Origin of the sequence: Clostridium sp. D46t1_190503_E9 (assembly GCF_015555225.1) — a bacterium.
Taxonomy (GTDB): Bacteria; Bacillota; Clostridia; order Clostridiales; family Clostridiaceae; genus Clostridium.
The window spans coordinates 182,474-201,200 of sequence record NZ_JADNKB010000003.1 but is presented as its reverse complement, the minus strand read 5'-3'; the positions used below and the strand labels follow the sequence as shown (position 1 = coordinate 201,200).

Annotated in this window: 19 protein-coding genes and 1 riboswitch; all 19 genes read left to right on the top strand. The window is 28.8% G+C overall.

What is annotated here, in order from left to right:
* The first annotated feature begins 143 nt into the window (after positions 1-143).
* The 19 genes from I2E83_RS04690 (at position 144) to I2E83_RS04600 (ending at position 18,727) form a co-directional block, all read left to right on the top strand.
* Positions 144-1,430 carry a hypothetical protein gene (locus I2E83_RS04690; RefSeq protein ID WP_195428807.1) on the top strand — a complete coding sequence of 429 codons (1,287 nt, stop codon included), beginning with the start codon at positions 144-146 and terminating at the stop codon, positions 1,428-1,430.
* Between the two features lie 151 nt (positions 1,431-1,581).
* On the top strand, positions 1,582-2,079 hold the full coding sequence (locus tag I2E83_RS04685) for a hypothetical protein (RefSeq protein ID WP_195262593.1): 498 nt from the start codon (positions 1,582-1,584) through the stop codon (positions 2,077-2,079).
* 21 nt (positions 2,080-2,100) lie between these two features.
* Entirely contained in the window at positions 2,101-3,777 is a 1,677-nt protein-coding gene (locus tag I2E83_RS04680) for a B12-binding domain-containing radical SAM protein (RefSeq protein WP_195428805.1), read from the top strand.
* A 199-nt stretch (positions 3,778-3,976) separates the two neighbouring features.
* Positions 3,977-4,303 (top strand): ATPase, encoded by a 327-nt coding sequence (locus I2E83_RS04675; RefSeq protein ID WP_195262591.1) that lies wholly within the window; start codon positions 3,977-3,979, stop codon positions 4,301-4,303.
* Complete coding sequence (locus I2E83_RS04670) at positions 4,290-6,245, top strand: V-type ATP synthase subunit I (RefSeq protein WP_195262590.1); 1,956 nt, start codon at positions 4,290-4,292, stop codon at positions 6,243-6,245. Before I2E83_RS04675 ends, I2E83_RS04670 begins: the two co-directional genes overlap by 14 nt.
* Before the next feature lie 13 nt (positions 6,246-6,258).
* Positions 6,259-6,744 (top strand): V-type ATP synthase subunit K, encoded by a 486-nt coding sequence (locus I2E83_RS04665; RefSeq protein WP_142691187.1) that lies wholly within the window; start codon positions 6,259-6,261, stop codon positions 6,742-6,744.
* Between the two features lie 18 nt (positions 6,745-6,762).
* Positions 6,763-7,353 (top strand): V-type ATP synthase subunit E family protein, encoded by a 591-nt coding sequence (locus I2E83_RS04660; RefSeq protein WP_195262589.1) that lies wholly within the window; start codon positions 6,763-6,765, stop codon positions 7,351-7,353.
* Between the two features lie 12 nt (positions 7,354-7,365).
* Complete coding sequence (locus I2E83_RS04655) at positions 7,366-8,367, top strand: V-type ATP synthase subunit C (protein ID WP_195428803.1); 1,002 nt, start codon at positions 7,366-7,368, stop codon at positions 8,365-8,367.
* On the top strand, positions 8,360-8,671 hold the full coding sequence (locus tag I2E83_RS04650) for a V-type ATP synthase subunit F (protein WP_195262587.1): 312 nt from the start codon (positions 8,360-8,362) through the stop codon (positions 8,669-8,671). The genes I2E83_RS04655 and I2E83_RS04650 overlap by 8 nt, the downstream gene beginning before the upstream one ends.
* 17 nt (positions 8,672-8,688) lie before the next feature.
* A complete protein-coding gene (locus tag I2E83_RS04645; RefSeq protein WP_195262586.1) occupies positions 8,689-10,470 on the top strand; it encodes a V-type ATP synthase subunit A in 1,782 nt (593 codons plus the stop codon).
* Complete coding sequence (locus tag I2E83_RS04640; protein WP_195262585.1) at positions 10,463-11,845, top strand: V-type ATP synthase subunit B; 1,383 nt, start codon at positions 10,463-10,465, stop codon at positions 11,843-11,845. Before I2E83_RS04645 ends, I2E83_RS04640 begins: the two co-directional genes overlap by 8 nt.
* A 2-nt stretch (positions 11,846-11,847) precedes the next feature.
* Positions 11,848-12,489 (top strand): V-type ATP synthase subunit D, encoded by a 642-nt coding sequence (locus tag I2E83_RS04635; RefSeq protein ID WP_008676926.1) that lies wholly within the window; start codon positions 11,848-11,850, stop codon positions 12,487-12,489.
* A gap of 197 nt (positions 12,490-12,686) precedes the next feature.
* Positions 12,687-13,640, top strand: a complete 954-nt coding sequence (locus I2E83_RS04630) for an MraY family glycosyltransferase (protein WP_195428801.1) — start codon at positions 12,687-12,689, stop codon at positions 13,638-13,640.
* 752 nt (positions 13,641-14,392) lie between these two features.
* Positions 14,393-14,677: a hypothetical protein gene (locus tag I2E83_RS04625; RefSeq protein WP_195428800.1), complete on the top strand. Its 285-nt coding sequence runs from the start codon at positions 14,393-14,395 to the stop codon at positions 14,675-14,677.
* A gap of 14 nt (positions 14,678-14,691) precedes the next feature.
* On the top strand, positions 14,692-15,051 hold the full coding sequence (locus I2E83_RS04620; RefSeq protein WP_195428797.1) for a hypothetical protein: 360 nt from the start codon (positions 14,692-14,694) through the stop codon (positions 15,049-15,051).
* 565 nt (positions 15,052-15,616) lie between these two features.
* Entirely contained in the window at positions 15,617-16,150 is a 534-nt protein-coding gene (locus tag I2E83_RS04615; RefSeq protein WP_195428795.1) for a GNAT family protein, read from the top strand.
* Positions 16,151-16,317: 167 nt separating this feature from the next.
* Positions 16,318-16,440, top strand: a riboswitch (SAM riboswitch).
* A 114-nt stretch (positions 16,441-16,554) separates the two neighbouring features.
* Entirely contained in the window at positions 16,555-17,448 is an 894-nt protein-coding gene (gene metF, locus I2E83_RS04610; RefSeq protein WP_195428794.1) for a methylenetetrahydrofolate reductase [NAD(P)H], read from the top strand.
* A gap of 60 nt (positions 17,449-17,508) precedes the next feature.
* Complete coding sequence (locus I2E83_RS04605) at positions 17,509-17,967, top strand: S-ribosylhomocysteine lyase (protein WP_195262578.1); 459 nt, start codon at positions 17,509-17,511, stop codon at positions 17,965-17,967.
* Between the two features lie 283 nt (positions 17,968-18,250).
* Positions 18,251-18,727, top strand: coding sequence for an NAD(P)H-dependent oxidoreductase subunit E (locus I2E83_RS04600; protein WP_195262577.1), 477 nt, complete (start codon positions 18,251-18,253; stop codon positions 18,725-18,727).

Genomic DNA, 18,727 nt, shown 5'->3' with positions numbered 1-18,727 from the left:
TCTATTCCTAAATAAAAGAAAATATGCCTTTACTAAATATTAAGAAAATAAATAAATAAAGGGAAAATTAAATTATCATAAAGGTAATAATTTATGTATTTCAAAATATAAATTAAACATAAATAGAAAATAAGGGGGAGGACATGAAGAGGTTTATTAAATTTTTGCTTGTTTCAATTATAGTAGTGACTATCGCCTTTGGAATTTTTAAGGTTACAAATAAATATGATTTAGATATTTTAAATAAAAATATAGATTGGTCAATAAGCCTTAAAGGGTGTGAAGGAGCTAAAAGTTTTGCCTTTGATGAGGAAGGTAATTTATATCTAGCATTTGAAGATACAATCAGAGTACTTAATAAAGATGGAAATGATGAACTAATAATAAGAGAAAGTAAATTTAATATTTTAGATATCCTATATTATAATAAAAAGTTATACATAGCTACAGACAATAGGGTATTAGAATATAACTTAGACACAAAATCCTATAAGGAACTTATAACTGAAATACCTAATGATGGCATAAATAAGAAGGTAAATTTGCTTTTAAATAATGATAAACTTTATTTTTCTGTTGGAAGTAATACTAATGCTGGAGTTGTTAATTCAAAAGGGGAAGCATTCGATATTGCAACTAGTCCATGGATTTTAACAGGAAACAATTATGGAGATGGAAAAACTGGGGCTTTTTCTCCTTATTCAGTAAGTAACGAGGTAGGAGAAAAGGTAGAATCTAAAAAAATAGGTAATGCTGCTATATTATCTTATGATATTAATACTGAGGAAGTAAAATTATATGCTCATGGAATACGAAATATAAATGGATGGGATATAGATAGTGAGGGAAAAATTAAAGCAATAGTTGGAGGCATGGAAGATTTACCTCCTAGAAATATAAAAGATGATAAGGATTATATTTATAATCTTGAAGAGGAAAATTGGTATGGATGGCCAGATTATAGTGGCGGAGACCCTATAACATCACCAAGATTTACAGAGTCAGTAAGACAAGAATTTTTAATAAAGAATCATCCAGATAAAAATCCAAGTGCTCCTATGTATCAAGATAACGATGTTTCATCATTACAAGGACTAGCAATAGATAAAGAAGGAATATGCTTTGAAAAGAACACTATTATCTTTGGAAATAATAAAAAAGGATTTATTTATGCGCTAAGCAAAGAGGGAGTAGCAAGAGATTTAGTAGACTTAGGAGATAAAAGTAAGATAGAGAAAATATTATTTTATAAAGATAGTTTTTATATTTTAGATAGTAAACTTGGATGTTTATATAATCTTGAATACAACAAATCTGGTAAATTATTTAGGCTGCCAAAGGTATTTTGGATTTTTTCTATAGTATTTATTATAGTGATAATTACATGTATACTAATAAAAAATAAAAATGTAAAAGATAATATTAAGTGATAAAAGGAAGAGAAATTCTTTGGAAATATATAAGTATAATCTATTTGTGTATTTTAAAGAAACCTCTTCTTTTTTATAAAAATTATTAATAAATTACAGAAGTAATAAATATAAATATAATATAACTTATGTAATTAGGAGGTAAGGTGAGATGGGAAAAACTATAGTACTTAATTTATCTGATGTAAAGCTAAATGGAGATATACTAGATGTTGGGGAGAGTTTCGGGGTTATTTACAATATATCAAAAGATGTAATGGATGAAATTTCAGTGGATTATGTTGGTGGAGATAATTCAAGTATAGTTCTTAATGAAGAAGAATATGACACTTGCACAATGTTTTTTCATTTAAGCAAGCTATGGAACAATTCTAGTAGATTAAAGCTGATTGAAGAAATAACAAAGTACATTAAAGTTGGTGGAGAAATATTTATATGGGATATAAATAAAGAAGTGAAAGAGATGATTAATAATAAAATAATGGCTGTACTACCTTCTGGTAAAGTAAGAGAATTTGAATTCAAAAATTTAAATCCAATAATAAAGTCAAATATAGAGGATAATAAAAAATTACTTGAAAAATACTATAAAATAGAAGAAACTAAATTATGGGAGGATATACATTTTATAAAGGGGATAAAACTTTAATTTGAAAGGAAGAAGATACGTATGAAAATTTTACTTACAGCTATAAATTCTAAATTTGTACACAGTAATTTAGCAGTTAGATACCTAAGAGCCTTTACTAAAGATATGGATTATGATTGTAAGATTAGAGAGTTTTCTATTAATGATAGGGATGAAAAGATATTAGAAGAAATAATAAAGGAAAGGCCGAATGTAGTGGCCTTTTCGACTTATATCTGGAATATAGAAATGATAAAAAGACTTTCTAATCTTATAAAATTAGTAGATGAAGATATAGAGATATTGTATGGAGGTCCAGAAGTATCTTACGATAGTCAAAACATATTAAAAGAATTAAATGGGGAATATATCATTGAAGGAGAAGGCGAAAAAACATATAGAGAATTTGTAGAGTATAAATTAGGAATAAGAGAAATAAATTCAGTAAGAAGTTTATATTACAAAATTGATGGAGAAGTAATATCAAATGGTAAAAGACCTCTTATGAATATGAATGAATTAATATTCCCATATGAAGAAGATGAAAATTTAGATAATAAAATAGTATATTACGAAGCTTCTAGGGGATGTCCATTTAATTGCAAATATTGTTTATCATCAACTACTCACGGGGTTAGATTCTTAGATATAGACAGAGTAAAACAAGAATTGAAATATTTTATAGATAAGGAAGTTAGGCTTGTAAAGTTTGTAGACAGAACTTTTAACTGTAATCATAAATTTACTATGGCAATTTGGGAGTTTCTTATTAATCAAGATACTAAAACACAATTCCATTTTGAAATATCAGCAGATATATTAAAACAATCTGAACTTGAATTATTAAGAAAAGCACCAAAGGATAGATTCCAATTTGAAGTTGGAGTACAAACAACAAATGATGATGTATTAAATAGAATAAATAGATTTGTAAATTTTAGTGACATAAAAGAAAAAGTAGAAGAACTTCTGCAAATCAGAAACATAAAACAACATCTTGATTTAATAGCAGGACTTCCAGGAGAAGATTATAATTCATTCAAAAAATCATTTAACGATGTTTATAGTATAAAGCCAGAAGAAATTCAATTAGGATTTTTAAAGCTTTTAAGAGGGTCATCAATGCGAGAAGAAGCAGAAGAGTATGGAATGAAATACTCTCCATATCCACCATATGAAATTCTGAAAACTAAAGATATAAGCTATGATGAATTAATAAAGCTTAAGAAAGTAGAGGAAATGGTCGATAAATATTATAACTCTCAAAAATTTAATAACATAATAAAATACTTGGTAAAGAGATTTGATACACCGTTTGATTTTTACTATACTTTAGGTAATTATTTTGACTCTAAAGGCTATTTTGATAGAAACATAGGAAATAGTGAGTATTATAAAGTATTTTTAGATTTTAATATGGAAATATTAAAAGAAGATAATTTTATATTAAAAGAAATATTAAAGTTTGATTATCTTAGATTTAATAAAAAAAGAGGTATTCCGGAATTTATACAAAGAAACCTTGATAAAGAAGAAGAGATAAAAATAAAAGACCAATTTAAGGGTATATATTCCTTTAAAGATTATCATCTAGAAGTTTTTGATATAAACATTAGTAAGTTTATAAAGGATTCTACTGTAGTTAAAGAAAAGGATTATTATTTATTTGGTCATGGAGGTGATATAGTACATATAACAGATAAAATAACAGAAATTTAAGAAAATATAAAATCTATAATAAACAAACAAGGAAAACATTTACAATAATTGAAAGATTACGTTTGTTTGTCCAGACGAAGAATAAAGATGTTGAAAAAAACGTCAAATAGTGTATAATGGAAAATAGAAAAGAGTAATTAATACTATATAAAGTATTAATTTCTATATTATTATTTAAAACGATAAAGGTGGTGAGATTTTGGCATTAGAAGCAATAAATGAAATTAAGAAGGCGGAGGAAAAAGCTGAAAAGCTTATTCAAGAAGCTATAATAACTTCAAAGGAAATAGTAAAAAATGCAAGCATTCAAGCAGAAGAAGAGTATAGCAAAATTCTAAATGAAGCAAATTCAAAAAAAGTGCAAATTATATCTAAGGCGGAAGAAGAAGGAAATTCAGAAGCAACACCTATATTAGAAAAAGGTGAAAATGAAGTAGCAAGCATTAAAAATATTTCTGGAGAGAAAAAGAATAATGCTATTAATTTAATCGTTGAGAGGATAGTGAAGATTCATGGCAATAGTTAAGATGAACAAATTCACTTTGCTTACCTTTGAATCTAAAAAGCAAAAGCTTTTAAGAGAAATACAAGGATTATCTAATGTAGAATTTATTAATTTACAAGATGAGGAATTCCTTGATAAATATGAAGAGTTAAAAAGCTTAACTAAAGATGATATAGATTTAGAGTATTCAAAGTATGAAGAAAATTTATCAAAAGCTAAATTTGCCCTAGAATTTCTTAAAAAATATGTCCCTAAAAAATCAGGACTAAAAGCATTACAAGAAGAAAAGCTAACATTAACATTAGATGAATTAGATGAAAAAATTAAAGCCTCTAATTGGGAAGCAAGCTATAATAAAGCAAAAGAAAAAGAAGCAGAGCTGGCTAGTTTAGATTCAAATATAACAAAGTTACAGGCTGAAATAGACATTCTAATTCCTTGGCAGGATTTAGATGTAGCTTTTAGTGAAATAAAAGATCTAAAAAATACATCATATTTCTTAGGGACCATAACAAAATCTTATGAAGATACTTTATTAGAAGAGTTATCAAATGCATATGTTGAAATAATATCAAGAAACAGCAATGATATTAATCTTTTAATTTTATCTAACAAAGAAGATAGTGAAAATATATCAGAAGTTCTAAGGGGAGTTGGATTTAGCGCCTTTAAAGCTGAACACGAGGATGTTCCAATGAAGCTTATTTTAGAATTTAAGCATCAAATAGAGGAACTTCAATCAAAGAAATTCTTCATTCAAGAAGAAATTGCAAGCTTTGAAGAAGATTTAAAGAAGTTAGAAATAGCTTATGATTATTTTGTAAGTAAGGTTGAACGTGTTAAAGTTTCAACAAATTTCTTAAAAACTAAAAATGTATGTGCAATTCAAGGATGGATAGCACAAGAAGATAGTGAAGCATTAAAATCAATATGTAGTAGAATTCTTAAAGACGATTACTATATAGAATTTGAAGACGTCAAAGAAGATGAGATAGATGATGTTCCAATTAAACTTAAAAATGGTGAACTTATTTCTGCTTTTGAAAGTGTAACTGGAATGTATAGTTATCCTAAATATAATCAAATAGATCCAACGCCTTTACTTGCACCGTTCTACTTAATATTCTTTGGAATGATGGTAGCAGATGTAGGTTATGGACTATTAGTTTTAATAGGAGCAGCATTAGCTCTTAAATTTTTAAAACTAGATGAGGGTAAAAAGGATTTTGCAAAATTCTTCTTTTACTTAAGTTTTCCAACAATATTCTTCGGAGCAATTTATGGGTCATTCTTTGGAGATATTATAACATTACCAACTCAAATAATAGATACTAATAAAGATGTTATGACTATAGTAATTTTATCTTTAGCATTAGGAGTTATTCAAATATTCTTTGGACTATTTATAAAAGTTTATAGTTTAGTTAGGATTGGAAAAGCCAAAGATGCACTATTAGATGCAGGTTCATGGATAATAACATTATTATCTATAGGAGGAATTGCAGCAGTTAAGTTTTTAGGATTACCAAATATATTAGGAAATATATTTATTGGTACAGCTATTATTGGAGCTATACTAATAGTTATAGGTGGAGGAAGAGAAGAAAAATCTGCAGGAGCTAAGATAGGTCAAGGTTTATATTCTTTATATGGTATAACCGGATATGTAGGAGATTTAGTATCCTATACAAGACTTATGGCTTTAGGATTAGCTGGTGGTTCAATTGCAGGTGCTTTAAACCTATTAATTCATACTTTACCAGGTGTAGCAGCAATAGTAATAGGACCTATATTATTTGTTTTATTCCATATATTCAATTTAGGATTATCATTACTTGGAGCTTATGTTCACACAGCAAGACTTCAATATGTTGAATATTTTGGAAAATTCTATGAAGGTGGCGGAAGACCTTTTAAAGCATTTAAGCTTTCAGAAAAGTATATAAAGATCAAAAGAAATTAGGAGGAATTATAAAATGGAAATGTCATGGATTCAATTTTTTATGGAAAATAACGGTGGATTAATATTTGCAGCTATGGGAGTAGCTTTAGCAGTTGGTTTATCAGGTATAGGATCAGCTAAAGGGGTTGGTATAGTTGGTGAAGCAGCAACAGGATTAGTTACAGAAGAACCAGAAAAGTTTGGTAAAGCATTAGTTCTTCAATTATTACCAGGTACACAAGGTTTATATGGTTTCGTTATAGGATTCTTAGTATTTACTAAAATGGCTTCAGGAATGCCATTAGATCAAGGTTTATATCTATTAGGTGCTTGCTTACCAATAGCATTTGCAGGTCTTTGGTCTGGAATAGCTCAAGGTAAAGTTGCAGCAGCTGGTATTCAAATATTAGCTAAAAACCCAGAACATAATACAAAAGGTATAATATTAGCAGCAATGGTTGAAACATACGCATTATTAGGATTCGTTATTTCATTCATGTTAGTAAATAAAGGATTCTAGGATTGGAGAGAAAAGGCTATGGCAAGTGTAAATAATCTAACTTCTAAAATCCTTAGGGATGCTGAAGAGAGAAAGGAAAGTATTTTAGCTTCTGCTGAAGAAGAGAAAAATAAGATTCTTTCGAAGAAAATAGCTAAAGCCAAAGAACTTGAAAAAGAAATTATACAAAAGGCTGAGCTTGAAGCTAAAACTAAGAAAGAAAGAATTCTATCTTCTGCTTCTCTTAAGGTTAGAAACAATAAGTTATCTGCAAAGCAAGAAGTTATAAAAGAAGTATTTGAAAATAGTATAGATATGTTAGCAACTATATCTGGAGATGATTTTTTAAGATTTATAAAAAATTCAATACTTTCTCTAGGTGAAATAGGAGAGCAAACATTAATTTTAAATAAAGAAGGAATGGAAGTAGTAGATCTTACTTTTATTTATGATTTAAATCAATCATTAGGAGATAAAGGAAATATTAAACTAAGTCCTAATACTGGAAACTTTAAAGGTGGATTTATTCTTGAAAGTAATGGTATAGAAATCAATAACACATATGAAGCTTTAGTAAGTTCATTAAAAGATGAATTGGAGTTTGAAGTAGCAAGAGTGTTGTTTAATTAAGGAGGGTAAGAGATGGATGTAATGAAATTTACCCAAGCTGTATCAAGAATATGGGTTTTAGAAACTAGACTTCTTGATAAGCCTAAAATTGATAGAATGATAGAAGCTCCATCGGCAAATGAAGTACTAAGAATATTAAATGAAACAGAGTATTCAAATGTTTCAGCAAATATAAAGAGACCAGAGGATTATGAAGAAATATTAACGGCAGAATTGAAAAGGGTATATGAACTAGTATATGAAATAAGTCCTATAAAAGATGTTGTGAAGTTAATGAGTTTAAAATATGACTATCATAATATAAAGGTACTTCTAAAAGGAAAAGTATTAGGCAAAGATTTATCTTCAATGCTTATACAACTAGGAAATCTAGATTTACAAGAAATTAAACGTAAAATAGATGGAGATAATTTTAAAAGCTTAAATGGAAACCTTGGAAAAGGAGTTCAGGAAGCAATGAAATCTTTTGAAGAAACTAAGGATCCTCAAAAGATAGACATAATAATAGATAGATATATGTATAAAGAGTTAGTAGATATAAATAAGTCATTAAATTATAAGTTTATAGATAATTTAGTAAAAGCTATGATAGATTCTACTAACATAAGAACTTTACTTAGAATAAAGAAACAAAATAAAGGAAGAGATTTTGCTGGGGAAGTTATAGTTGATGGTGGAGCAATAGATAGTAGTAAGCTTATAGCTCTATTAAATGAATCACCTGAGAATATAATGGCTAAATTACAAAGCACTATTTATTCAGATTTAATAAAAGAAGGCTTTGAAGGTTATATAGCTACAGAATCTGCAAGTCTTTTAGAAAAGTTAAGTGATAATTATATCATGGAATTAATGAAAGATTCTAAGTTAGTTACGTTTGGACCAGAAAAGATATTATCTTATATTTATGCAAAAGAAACAGAAATAAAAGTAATAAGGATTATAATGGTTGGCAAGCTTAATAATATTGCTGAGGAAGTAATAAGAGAAAGGTTGCGTGATATATATGCATAAGAAAATAGGTGTTGTTGGCGATAAGGATTCGGTTTTAGCCTTCAAAGCTTTAGGAATAGATGTATTCCCAGTAGTTGAAGCTGATGAAGCAAGAAGAGCAGTTGATAACTGTGCAAGAAATGACTACGCAGTAATTTTTGTAACAGAGCAAATAGCACAACATATTGAAGAAACAATAGCACGTTACAATGAACAAGTACTTCCAGCTGTAATATTAATTCCAAGTAATCAAGGTTCATTAAATATTGGATTAAAGAGAATTAGTGATAGTGTGGAAAAAGCTGTTGGCGTTAATATTTTATAGGAAGGTAGGTTAGTGATTTGAAGACCGGAAAGATAATTAAGGTTGCAGGTCCTTTAGTTGTTGCTGAAGGAATGGAAGAAGCAAATATATTCGACATGGTTAAGGTTGGGGATAAAGGTCTTATCGGAGAAATCATAGAAATGAGAAGCGATAGGGCATCTATCCAAGTTTACGAAGAAACTACAGGAATAGGACCAGGGGACCCAGTTGTTACAACAGGAGAACCATTAAGTATAGAATTAGGACCAGGACTAATAGAATCAATGTTTGATGGTATACAAAGACCACTTGATGCATTTGCTAAAGCTGCAAATTCACCGTTTTTAACAAAGGGTGTAGCAGTTAAGTCATTAAATAGAGAAAGAATTTGGAAGTTTGAACCTACAGCTAAAGTAGGAGATGTAGTTGAAGCTGGAGATATAATAGGAACAGTTCAAGAAACTACAGTAGTGCTACATAAGATAATGGTTCCTTATGGAGTAAGGGGTACAATAAAAGAAATTAAGGCAGGAGAATTCACAATAGTTGATACTGTTTGTATAGTAGAAACTGAAAAAGGTGATAAGGAATTAACATTAATGCAAAAATGGCCAGCAAGAAAAGGTAGACCATATGCAAGAAAGTTAAAACCAGAAGCACCAATGACTACAGGTCAAAGAGTTATAGATACATTTTTCCCAGTTGCAAAGGGCGGAGCAGCAGCAGTTCCAGGTCCATTCGGTGCTGGTAAGACAGTTGTACAACACCAAGTAGCTAAATGGGGAGATACTGAAATAGTTGTATATGTTGGTTGTGGTGAACGTGGAAATGAAATGACAGACGTTCTTAATGAATTCCCAGAACTTAAAGATCCTAAGACTGGTGAAAGCTTAATGAAGAGAACAGTCCTTATTGCTAATACATCTAACATGCCAGTTGCAGCTAGAGAAGCTTGTATATATACAGGAATAACAATTGCAGAATACTTCAGAGATATGGGATATTCTGTTTCAATAATGGCAGATTCAACTTCAAGATGGGCGGAAGCTTTAAGAGAAATGTCTGGTAGACTTGAAGAAATGCCAGGGGATGAAGGTTATCCAGCATACCTTGGATCAAGACTTGCTGATTACTATGAAAGAGCTGGTAAGGTTATTTGCTTAGGTAAAGATGGTAGAGAAGGAGCTGTAACAGCAATAGGAGCAGTTTCACCTCCAGGAGGAGACCTTTCAGAGCCAGTTACACAATCTACTCTAAGAATAGTTAAAGTTTTCTGGGGATTAGATGCTCAGCTTGCATATAAGAGACATTTCCCATCAATTAACTGGTTAAATTCATATTCATTATATGCAGATACTATAGATGAGTGGATGAATAATGAAGTTGCATCAGATTGGTCTACCTTAAGACAAGAAGCAATGACTTTACTTCAAGAAGAGTCAGGACTTCAAGAAATAGTAAGTCTTGTTGGTATAGATGCTTTATCAGAGATAGATAGATTAAAACTTGAAGTTTCAAAATCAATAAGAGAAGATTACCTTCAACAAAATGCATTCCATGAAGTTGATACATATGCTTCATTAGATAAGCAATATAAAATGTTAAAGCTAATACTTCTATTTAGAAAAGAAGCAGAAAGAGCATTAAAAGCAGGAATTTACTTAAATGAAATTTTAGGCTTAAGTGAAATAAGAGATAAAATTGCAAGAAGTAAATATATTCATGAAGATAATATAAATAAGATAGATGAAATTGAAGTAGAATTAAAATCTGCTATAGATGCATTAATCAACGAAAAGGGAGGGGTTCTAAATGCTTAAGGAATATAAAACAGTTACAGAAGTTGTAGGACCTTTGATGGTAGTTGAAGGCGTTGAAGGCGTTAAATACGATGAATTAGTTGAAGTAGAACTTCAAACTGGTGAAAAAAGAAGAGGTAGAGTTCTTGAGATAAATGGAACAAGAGCAATGGTTCAGCTTTTTGAAGGTTCATCAGGAATAAACTTAAAAGAAACAAAAGCTAGATTCTTAGGAAGACCACTTGAACTTGGTGTTTCTGAGGATATGCTAGGAAGAATTTTTGATGGTATGGGACACCCAATTGATAATGGCCCTAATATAATTCCAGAAAAAAGATCAGATATAAATGGTGAGGCTATTAATCCAGTATCAAGAGATTATCCATCAGAATTTATTCAAACTGGTATTTCAGCTATTGATGGACTTAATACATTAGTAAGAGGACAAAAGTTACCTGTTTTCTCAGCATCAGGACTTCCTCATGCACAATTAGCTGCACAAATAGCAAGACAAGCGAAAGTTTTAAACTCAGATGCTAACTTTGCTGTTGTATTTGCTGCAATAGGTATTACATTCGAGGAATCACAATTCTTCGTTGATGAATTTAATAAAACAGGTGCTATAGATAATTCAGTATTATTTATGAATCTTGCATCTGATCCAGCTATCGAAAGAATAGCAACACCAAGAATGGCTCTTACTACAGCAGAATTCTTAGCTTATGAAAAAGGAATGCATGTACTTGTTATAATGACTGATATAACAAACTATGCAGAAGCACTAAGAGAAGTTTCAGCTGCTAGAAAAGAAGTTCCAGGTAGAAGAGGATATCCAGGATATCTATATACTGACCTTTCAACTTTATATGAAAGAGCAGGTAGACTTAGAGGAAGAGAAGGTTCTATAACTCAAATTCCTATTTTAACAATGCCTGAAGAGGATAAGACACATCCAATTCCAGACTTAACTGGATATATAACAGAAGGACAAATAATCCTTTCAAGAGAGTTATATAAGAAAGGTATTATTCCTCCAATAGATGTATTACCATCACTTTCAAGACTTAAAGATAAGGGGATTGGTAAAAATAAGACTAGAGAAGATCATGCTGATACAATGAATCAATTATTCTCAGCTTATGCACAAGGTAAGCAAGCAAAAGAATTATCAGCGATTTTAGGAGAATCAGCTTTATCAGATACAGATAAGCAATATGCTAAGTTTGCAGAAGCATTTGAAGAACAATATGTATCTCAAGGCTTTACAGCAAACAGAAGTATTGAAGAAACTTTACAATTAGGATGGAAGCTTTTAAAGATACTTCCAAGAACAGAACTTAAGAGAATAAGAGATGAGTATCTTGAAAAGTATATGCCAAAGGGAGATGAAGAATAGCCATGGCAAGATTAAATGTCAATCCTACTAGAATGGAGATGTCTAAGCTAAAAAAGAGATTAGCTACAGCTACAAGAGGACATAAACTTTTAAAGGATAAGCAAGATGAGCTTATGAGACAATTCGTTAATCTTGTCAAATACAACAATGAATTAAGAAAATCTGTAGAAGCAGAGCTTCAAGGGTCACTTAAGGACTTTGTTATGGCTAGAGCTGTTATGAGCTCAGAATTTCTAGAGGAAGCAGTAGCTTATCCAAAAGAAAGTATATCTGTTGAAGTAGGAACTAAAAATATAATGAGTGTTAATGTTCCAGAGATGAATTTCCATAGACAGCTTGAAGGCGATGAAGGGAGCATATTCCCTTATGGTTTTGCAAGTACATCATCTGAATTAGATGATTCAATTGCTAAGCTTTATGGAATTTTACCTAAGCTATTAGAACTTGCAGAAGTTGAAAAGTCAACTCAACTTATGGCAGATGAAATAGAAAAGACTAGAAGAAGAGTTAATGCTCTTGAATATATGACAATTCCTTCTCTGCAAGAAACCATTAAGTATATAAGAATGAAGCTTGATGAAAATGAAAGAGGAGCTTTAACTAGATTAATGAAAGTTAAAGATATGATACAAGCAAGAAATTAGAAAAAAGTCCCTATTTGGTTTTGTGTTACATAAAACCAAATAGGGACTTTATATATTTCTACTTTAGCAATATAAGATAAAAATCGTCATTGTTTTGTCATTGATAATAATATTTATAAATAGTATAATAAGGTAATGACTTTAAGCGACATAATAAATAAAAAGAATATCAACAGTTAAGAGGTTAAGGAGAAATTATGCGATATATATTATCTTTTATATTAGCATTTTTAATAGTATATTTAATAACGCCAATTTTGATTAAATTATCTTTTAAATATAGCTTTACAGATAAACCGACAAAAAGAAAAAAACATAAAGGTGAAACTCCACTCTGTGGTGGATTAGCTATGTTTATAGGATTTTTTATAGTATATTTTACAGTTAACAATTATACATCAGTTAAAGAAAAATCATGGATATTATTAGGTTCTGGATTAATATTATTAATAGGATTAATAGATGATAGTTTTAAAACTAGAGGCAAGGAATTTCCTATATATCCAAGATTAATAGTTCAATTAGTGGCAGCATTTATTATATTTAAATCAGGGATAGTTTTTAGGGGATTTACAAATCCATTTACAGGAGTTTATATACAGTTATCAGGAATAATACAATTCTTACTTACAATTACATGGATCTTTGGAGTAACAACAGTTATAAATTGGTCGGATGGTATGGATGGACTTGCTGGTGGATTATCATTAATTTCATCAATAACATTTGCAGCAGCGGCAATTATTCTAGGACAAAATGAATCTATAAGTATGTCATTAATAGTATCAGGAGTTACTTTAGGTTTTTTAATGTATAATAGATATCCTGCAAAGATTTTTATGGGGGATTCTGGAGCAAATTTTTTAGGATTTATATTAAGTATAATAGCCTTAGATGGTGCTTTTAAACAAGCAACTTTAATGAGTTTATTTATTCCAATATTGGCTTTAGCAATTCCTATATTTGATAATCTTTTTGTTATAATAAAAAGATTTATGGATGGAAAACCAGTATATCAAGCAGATAGAAGCCAAATACATTATAGACTAGAAGCTAAGGGGTTTACTCCAAAGCAAGTTGTAACATACATAAATATGGTTAGTTTAGCTTTTAGTATAATCTCGATAATTTTACTTTTAATTAAGAGCTGATAGTATATAATTAAGATAAGGTTCTGTCGCATAATTAAAAATTTAAAATTTAGAATGTAAAATTAAGGCGAAAACTACTGAGAGTAGTTTTTAAATAATGTTGATAATATATTATAAGTATGTAATACAATTAATTTAAAAGTCCAGTGATTTGAAGTTACTGGACTTTAGTTTGTAATAGTTTAACAGAACTGAATCGCTAAAAGCGACGGCTTGAGCCAGTGATTAAACTTAATTATATATGGAAAAAATAAGAAGTGAAGTTTCTTTCTCAAGGAAGCTTCACTTCTCACATTCTAATATGCTCAGGACAAATATCAAATTAATTATATCAAAGACTTTGCAAAACTAACTTCTGTTTAAGTAAAAAAACGGAAGTTGGTTTTTTAATTTACATAAAATGAATAATTTACAAAAATTAATTCCAATAATTGTAAATGCATAAAAGAGTATATAATATAAACAAAAGGAGATGATATTATGTTACAAAAAAATTAATTTCGATTTTAACTTGTTCAGTATTAACACTTACTTTAGTTTCAGCACCAGTAAAAAACACTTTTGCAGCAACTACTATTCCTAATGAAAAAATAGTCTCTGAAGAATTTGCTAAAAAACAATCAGAAATACAACCTAAGTATGGAGAAAATGAAAAGATTACTGTTGTATCTACTGAATATCAAACTGTTACTTTGACACCGAGTGGACAACCTGCTGGAGGGAATAATTTCAAAAGTGGTGGTTCTCTTTTCTTGAATTATGATTCAGGTGGTAGCCAAAGTATTAGTGTTGGTCTTGGATGGGAGCCATTTAGTTTTAGTGTAAGTACAGGACAAATGAGTACAAATGCATATACATCAGGTTCAACGGTAAATTTCCCAGCTGGTAATAACTATTATATTGTAAAACTTAATAGAAGGATGAAATTTGAAAGACATAAAGTAGATGTATATCAATATAATACTTACCAATATACCTACTATACAACAGTTAGTTCTATATACTCTAACTCCCATTACTTACAACAAGTTTATTAAGAGTATAAGTATAAATGATTATTAATAAAAAATATTTTTATTCTTTAATAGTAGTAATAATAATTATTGGCTGTTCTATAGCACTATCTTTATATTTTAATAGTAATGGGTATAAGCTTAAATCTATAGATAAAGAGTTAGAAGATATTTATGAACTACCAAGTTCTTATACGATTTTAGAAGCAGAAAATAATAATATTGTAAATGTTTCAAATACCTTAGAAAAGGAAAGTAAATTAATTAATAAGTTTTTATTAGATATAGATAATAAAAAAATGTCCATTTTAAAAACGATTAAATCTTATGATAATAATTTAATTATAACTCTTTATGTTTATGACGATATGATTGATGAAATAAGAGTATGGAATTAAAATGTAAATAGTAGAAGTATTGAATCAGGGGATTCACGATTTGAATCATATTATATAAAAAACAATGATGGAATATCAACAGTTTTCTTAAAGGGTATTAAGAATAGTCAACTCCAAATGGATACGGAACAAATAATAAGTGATCAGAACTTTACATGTTTAAAGATATTTTTAAATTTCCTTGTCTATTAAGAGCAGTTGCTACACATATTTCTTCTTTTAAGAGCCTTCTTTTCTTAACTTGTTTTCCTATTATATTAATATTATACGTTGATTAAAAAATTTTAATTAATAATAAACACTTAATTAAAATATAGGCTTAAACAAAATAAAAGTTTGAAAATTCAGAAACTATAAATTATAATATAATTTAATTTAATTTAATCAATAGGCATACTCAAGCTATTACATAATTCATTAATCATTCATAATCAATTATCAAATATAAATTATCTATTATCTATTGCTCACTATCAAATATCAATTATAACTGCCCATTCTCCATTGCAATCGTCTATTGTAAACTATCAATTATCAATTATCCATTAAAAAAGGGGGTTTTATCATGTACACTGGTAAATTAGTAAGGTTAAGAGCGTATAAGGAAGAGGATATAGAAAGAGCAGTAGAGTTTATAAATGATGAAGAAGTAAAAAAGTTTTTAGACTCTAACATTCCATTTCCAATGACTAAATGGCAAGAAGAGGAATGGGTAAGAAGTAGAAAAGCAAATGTTGATTTTACTTATGATTTTGCAATTGAAGATTTAGAGACAGGAAAATATATAGGTGGATGTAGCATTAATGAATGTGATGTAAAAAATAGAACTTGTGTAATAGGTATAATGATTGGGGACAAGGAATATTGGAGCAAAGGATATGGCAGTGATTCGTTAAAAGTATTAACAAAATTTATATTTGAAGAAGTAAATATGAATAAGATAAAGCTTAAAGTTTTTTCCTTTAATACCAGAGCAATAGCATGTTATAAGAAGGTTGGATTTAAAGAGGAAGGCATACTAAAGAAAGAGGTATATAGAAATGGAAAATATCACGATGAAATACTAATGGCAATTTTTAAAGATGAATTTGCAAGTTAAAATAAGCAAATATGAAAATTCATAAATAATATTTTTTATGAATTTAATTCTACAATTCAGTAAGCAATAAAATTCACATATATAAATTTTACATTTTAAATATGTGAATTTTGATGTATATTTAAAAATATTTTTAAATATACTGTAATATAGAAAAATAAGATTGAAACTTATCAAGAGTGGTGGAGGGACTGGCCCTAAGAAACCCAGCAACCTACGTAGGTTAATTAAAATGAACAAAATTCATTTTAACACCTTATTGTGTGGTGCTAATTCCTGTTAGATAAGGGTAATTTATAGGCTGTTATATCAATACCTAAAGGTTATCCTTTGGGTATTTTTTATGTATAAAAAATATATAATTTGAATATATTTTCAATTATCCATTGAAAAGGGGGGCTATAATGAATATTAAAAATTTGTTTGATAAAAAAGAGGTGGTTTTTTCATTTGAGATATTTCCGCCAAAGCAAGAATCAAGAATTGATACTATTTATAATACTTTAGAAGAATTAAAAGGTTTAAAACCAGATTTTATAAGTGTAACCTATGGGGCTGGGGGAAGCTTATCTAAGAATATGACATGTGAGATCTCATCTATAGTAAAGAATAAATATAAAATAGAACCATTAGCTCATTTAACATGTATAAACTCAAATAAGAATCAAGTAAATACTATATTAGATAATCTAAAGCAATCAGGAATAGAAAATATATTAGCTTTAAGAGGTGATATACCTTCAGATTATAATGGAAATAATGAATTTGAACATGCAAGTGATCTTATAAAGCATATAAAACAAAGAGATAATTTTAATATAGTTGCTGCATGTTATCCAGAAAGGCATTTAGATAGTATAAGTATAGAAGATGATTTGATTAATCTAAAGAAAAAGCAAGAGGCAGGTGCTACACATTTAATTTCTCAATTATTTTTTGACAATGAGTACTTTTATAGATTTTTAGAAGAAAAAGATAAATATAATATAGATGTTCCAATACAAGCTGGAATAATGCCTGTTATAAATACTAAGCAAATAAATAGAATAGTTTCATTATGTGGAGCTAAGTTGCCAAAGAAATTTATTAAAATAATGAATAAATATGAATTTAAGCCTGAAGCATTAAGAGATGCTGGAATTGCATATGCCACAGAGCAAATAATAGATTTGATATCAAGTGGAGTAGATGGAATTCATTTATATACCATGAATAATTCATATGTTGCTAAAAGAATAAGTACAAGTATATTTTCTATATTAGATACTATAAATAATTGTGAAGGAGTAATAAATTAGTTAATATATTAATTAGGATAATATTAAATATAAATAATATGGTTATATGGAGGAAAGAAAATGGAAAAAGTGGAGAGTTTTGAATTAGATCACAGAATAGTTAAAGCACCTTATATAAGAAAGTGTTGTTTATTAACAGGTGAAAAAGGAGATAATGTAACAAAGTTTGATATCAGGTTTTTACAGCCAAACAAAGAGGCTTTTGGAACTGCAGCTATGCATGGATTAGAGCATATTTTAGCACATGAGTTAAGAGGTAGATTGGAAGGAATAATAGATTTATCTCCAATGGGATGTAGAACAGGCTTTTATTTAAGTATATGGGGAGATAGAGAAGCTTCTGAAATAAAAGAAGCATTAGAATTATCATTAAGAGAAGTTTTAAATGCAACAGAAATACCAGCAGCTAATGAAATTCAATGTGGAAATTACAGAGATTTATCATTATTTGGAGCAAAGGAATATGCAAAAGAAGCTTTAGAAAAAGGTTTTTCATTGAATATATATGGAGAAAGATAAAGGTTATATGTGTCTTATAAGTGGAATTTAAATATAAGACATATAGTGATTTATTTATGAATAAAAATATACTATAAGATATAAGAGTTGTATTCTAATATAAAAAATTAGAATACAACTTTTTTAATTAGAAAGAAAGTATAAGAATTTTAAGTTCTAATAATTAATAAAATAAATTATGATAAGTAATCTTATATATGTTTAAAAATAAATATAAGTATGCTAACATTTAATTATTGGAAAATTTTGAAAATTGAAATTATTACAAAATGGGGGAGATAATTTGAGAGACAAATGTGGTAAATTTAAAGAATTGGAATCATTCATCAGTGAAGGAAACGATGATGAAAGTTCCTTAATTGCAGTATTGCATCATGCACAAGGATTATATGGATATTTAGGAAGAGAGGTACAGGAGTATATAGCTGATAGACTAAATATGCCAGTATCTAAGGTGTATGGTGTAATAACTTTTTATTCATATTTTTCTACAGAGCCAAAAGGTAAATATGTTATAAGTGTATGTACTGGGACAGCTTGCTTTGTTAGAGGAGCCTGCGATATACTAGAGGATTTTAAAAAGATTCTAGGAATAAAAGAAGGTGAAACAACGGAGGATGGACTATTTACTCTAGATACATTGAGATGCGTTGGTTCATGTGCTATAGCACCAGTTGTGCTTGTGAATGATAAAGTTTATGGATATTTTACTAAGCCTCAAGTAAATGAATTAATAAATAATTTAAGGGAGCAAGGTTAA